Genomic DNA, 3,582 nt, shown 5'->3' on the forward strand with positions numbered 1-3,582 from the left:
CTTGCCCGGATCCGCTCCGCGCGGGAGCCGTTCGTGCAGCCCGGGCTGTTCCGCAACGGAAGCTATTCGCTGGGGCTGGTGATCGCCGTCCTCGTCATGGGCATCGGGTACTCGCTCCCGTTCCTGTCGCCGCAGCTGCTGGCCGGCGTTCAAGGGCTCAAGGCGGAGTGGGTCGGCGCGGCGATGGTGCCGGCCGCGGCGGCTTCCGCCTTGCTCGGGCGCAAGGCCGGGAAGCTGGCCGACTCGCGGGGGGCGCCGTTCTTGTTCGGGCTCGCTTCCGCTCTGCTTACGCTCGGCTTCCTGCTTCTCTCGACGTTCGCGGGTGCCCCGCCCGCGGCCGTCGCTCTCCTTCTCGTGTTCGGCAACGTCGGCCAGATGTTTATGCAGATCGCCCTGACCAAGACGGTGTCCGCCACGCTGCCGAAGGAGCAAGCCGGCGTCGGCTTGGGCTTGCTGTCCATGCTCAACTTCCTGTCCGGCGCCGTCGCCTCCAGCTTGTACGGACGGGCCGTGGACGGGGGCGCCGCCGTCAGTTGGAATCCGCTGCAGACGAACGCGGGCGCGGATGTGTTCGGCAACGTTTACTTGCTCTTGGCCGCCGCGCACGCCGGCTTGTTCCTGCTGTACCGTTCCCGCTTCGGCGCCGGGTCGAATCGGGTCCGGCCGCAGGCCGCCGCTCCGGCGCCGGGGACGCAAGACGGCCGCTAAATCGCCCCGGAATCGTCTCCGGCCGGAGTTCCCCGATCGGAATTCCTCTGGTATAATGGAGAGCGTCGCTCGCGAACGCGCGACTGGAACCTTTTCCCAGCCTTGACGAGCGAGCTTCGACTCTTCATTAGAGAGAATTATTCGAACTGGAGGAAGAAACCGTTGCCTACCGAGGATCCCGAAGGTCAGCGAATTTGGCCCGTGCTTACCGCCATTATCGCCGGCTCTTTCCTGACCATCTTGAACATCAGCAGCATCAACGTCGCCATCCCCGCCCTCATGGATCACTTCCATACCGAGCTCAGCCTGATCCAATGGACGATCACCGGCTTTATGCTCGCCATGGGCATTACCGCTCCTCTTGCCGGCTATGCCGGCGAACGCTTCAGCACCAAGAAAGTGTTCATCGCCTCGCTTGCGGGCTTCACGCTTTTCTCTCTGCTGTGCGCAACCGCGACCACGCCGCTTCTTCTGATCGTTTTCCGCATTTTCCAAGGCGCGTTCACCGGACTCGTCGGACCGACCNNATCGGGCCGACGATGAGCGGCTGGATTCTTCAGCACCTGGAATGGACGTGGCTGTTCTGGATCAACGTGCCGCTCGGCATCGTCGCCATTCTCGCGTCCATTCTGTGGATCCCGAAGAGCAAGCCGATCGTCGGCCGGTCGTTCGACGCCGCGGGGCTGGGCTCCGTCCTGATCGGCAGCCTCTCCCTGCTGGTCGCCTTCAGCGAAGCGAACAGCTGGGGTTGGCTCTCCGCGAAGACGCTGTCGCTGCTGGCGGTCGGAGTCGCGCTGATCGTCCTGTTCATCATCCGCGAACGCCGCGCGGCGGCGCCGCTTCTGAACGTCGGCGTGTTCCGGTACCGCCGCTATACGCTGACGCTCGTCATCGCGACGATCATCACCGTCAGCCTGTACTCGGGCACGCTGCTGACATCCTTGTTCCTGCAGAACGTGGAACACCGTTCTCCGCTGCAGACCGGCCTCATCCTGCTGCCGGCGTCGCTCGTCATGGCGCTCGCGATGCCCGTCGTCGGGAAGCTGTACGTGAAGTTCGGTCCGTTCTGGCTGATCTGCTGCGGCGTTACGATGATCTCGCTCGGCACGCTCGCGCTCGGCTGGCTGAGCGTGGACGTCTCGCCGGTCTACATCGCCTGCTGGATGACGGTGCGCAACATCGGTTTCGCGCTGACGATGATGCCTTCCAGCAACGCGGGCATGCAATCCATCCCGAAGGAGCTGGCCGGGCACGGCTCCTCGATGAGCAACTGGATCCGCAACGTGGCGGGCTCGTTCTCCGTCGCGTTCTTTACCGGGCTGCTCGCCACCCGCTCCGGCGCGCATCTCGGCGTCCTGACCGGCGGCGCCGCGGCGGCGGCCGATCCGGCCAAGCAGCTGGCGGCCGAGACGATGGGCATCAACGACGTGTTCCTGATCGCCGCCCTGATCGGCCTTGTCGGCCTTCCCGTGGCATTCTTCCTGCGCAGCCGCGCTCCGGGAACCGCGGGCGGAGCGCCGGGCGTCCGGGCGAGCGGACAGACCCGCAACGCTTAGAACGGCTGTTATACCGAGACAAGCAGGGCTTCCGATGCGAGGTTTGGAATCGCATCGGAAGCCCTGTTTTGATTCTGGAAGAGTTACCGTTGTCACGAATCGTGAAGCAGCATCAGCTTCACCGTTCCCCACGTTCCTTCCGCCATCGCGTTGACCAGTGCCGCTCCATCCTCCAAAGACGCCTTCTCCGTTACGATGTCTTTGACGTTGACTTTCCCGAAGCGGACCAATTCGATGCACTTGCCCCACAGCAAGGGAGCGGAGATGCAGGTGACGACCGTTAAATCCTTGCCGACAATCCGGTCGGAATCGATCGTCGGATTCCCCTCGCCGTTCAACCCGTACAGCACGACCGTTCCGCCTCCCGCGACGGAGCGCAGGCAATCCCGCACCGCATCCGCGCTGCCGGCGGCTTCGATCGCGACGTCGAACGAATCCGGCTCGAGCGGCTCCGGCAGCGGACGCGAATGTACGTTCAACGTCAGATCCGCTCCCAGCCGGCTGCCCAGCGCGAGCGACGGCTCGTTCGTTCCGACAAGGGTGACCGCTGCGGCTCCGTACGCCTTGGCGAGCTGAACGAAAAGCAAGCCGGCCGGGCCGGAGCCGAATACGACGACCCGAGCGCCCGCCATGCCGCGCACCCGTTCCACGGCTCCGAGCGTGCAGTTGAGCGGCTCCATCATCNNAGCTCGCCGCCTTCCGGGCACAGATGCTTGCGCCCCGACTGACAATGCCGGCAGCTCCCGCAGCCGACGACCGGATCCACCGCCACCCGGTCGCCGACGCGCCAGCCTCTCGCCAGCTTCCCGACGCGGTGCACGACGCCCGCCATCTCATGCCCGAGAATCCACGGCGGCTCGGCGAAGCGAAGCCGGCCGCGCAGCATGTGAAGATCCGTCGTGCACACCCCTTCCGCCAGGACGCGAACCACAATTTCATCCTCTCGCAGCGCCGGCTCCGGCACCTTTTCCGTCAGTCTCACGCTTCCGCCCGATTCCCACAGAAGCGCCTTCATGCCCGGCCTCCCGCCGCCGCCCGCAAGCCCAGCGCCTCCGCGGCGTCCCTGGCGATAATCGATTCGATGACCTCGTCCGGGATGCGGGGAAGCGCCGTGCCCTTCGCCAGGTCGTTGATGCCTCGGAATGCCGCGACCGTCCGCTCGACCGTAAAGAAAGGAAAGTCCGTTCCGAACAGCACTTTGTGCGGCACCCCGTACTCCGCGACGTTCAACATGGCGTTGTAAAACTGCCACGGGCGGGGGACGAGCGCGGACAGGTCCGCGAACACGTTTTTGTTTTTGCGGATCAGCGAGACGCAT

6 protein-coding genes are annotated in these 3,582 nt (G+C 65.1%); 3 read left to right on the forward strand and 3 right to left on the reverse strand.

Annotated elements, in window-relative coordinates:
• The 3 genes from H7C18_RS34480 to H7C18_RS34490 all read left to right on the forward strand — a co-directional run.
• Positions 1-708: MFS transporter (locus H7C18_RS34480; protein WP_185133673.1), on the forward strand; the 708-nt coding region annotated here is incomplete at its 5' end.
• Between the two features lie 201 nt (positions 709-909).
• Positions 910-1,251: an MFS transporter gene (locus H7C18_RS35655; RefSeq protein ID WP_475572001.1), complete on the forward strand. Its 342-nt coding sequence runs from the start codon at positions 910-912 to the stop codon at positions 1,249-1,251.
• Positions 1,248-2,264 (forward strand): MFS transporter, encoded by a 1,017-nt coding sequence (locus H7C18_RS34490; RefSeq protein ID WP_185133675.1) that lies wholly within the window; start codon positions 1,248-1,250, stop codon positions 2,262-2,264. Before H7C18_RS35655 ends, H7C18_RS34490 begins: the two co-directional genes overlap by 4 nt.
• Positions 2,265-2,356: 92 nt before the next feature.
• Here the strand turns inward: H7C18_RS34490 and H7C18_RS34495 are convergent, their stop codons facing one another.
• From H7C18_RS34495 to H7C18_RS34505, 3 genes are all read right to left on the reverse strand, one after another.
• Entirely contained in the window at positions 2,357-2,947 is a 591-nt protein-coding gene (locus H7C18_RS34495; protein ID WP_185133676.1) for a zinc-binding dehydrogenase, read from the reverse strand.
• Entirely contained in the window at positions 2,944-3,279 is a 336-nt protein-coding gene (locus H7C18_RS34500; protein ID WP_185133677.1) for an alcohol dehydrogenase catalytic domain-containing protein, read from the reverse strand. Before H7C18_RS34500 ends, H7C18_RS34495 begins: the two co-directional genes overlap by 4 nt.
• Positions 3,276-3,582 (reverse strand): amidohydrolase family protein (locus H7C18_RS34505; RefSeq protein ID WP_185133678.1); only part of this gene is annotated, 307 nt, incomplete at its 5' end. The genes H7C18_RS34505 and H7C18_RS34500, both read right to left, overlap by 4 nt.

It is taken from the genome of Cohnella zeiphila, from assembly GCF_014212055.1.
GTDB classification, from domain to species: Bacteria; Bacillota; Bacilli; order Paenibacillales; family Paenibacillaceae; genus Cohnella; species Cohnella zeiphila.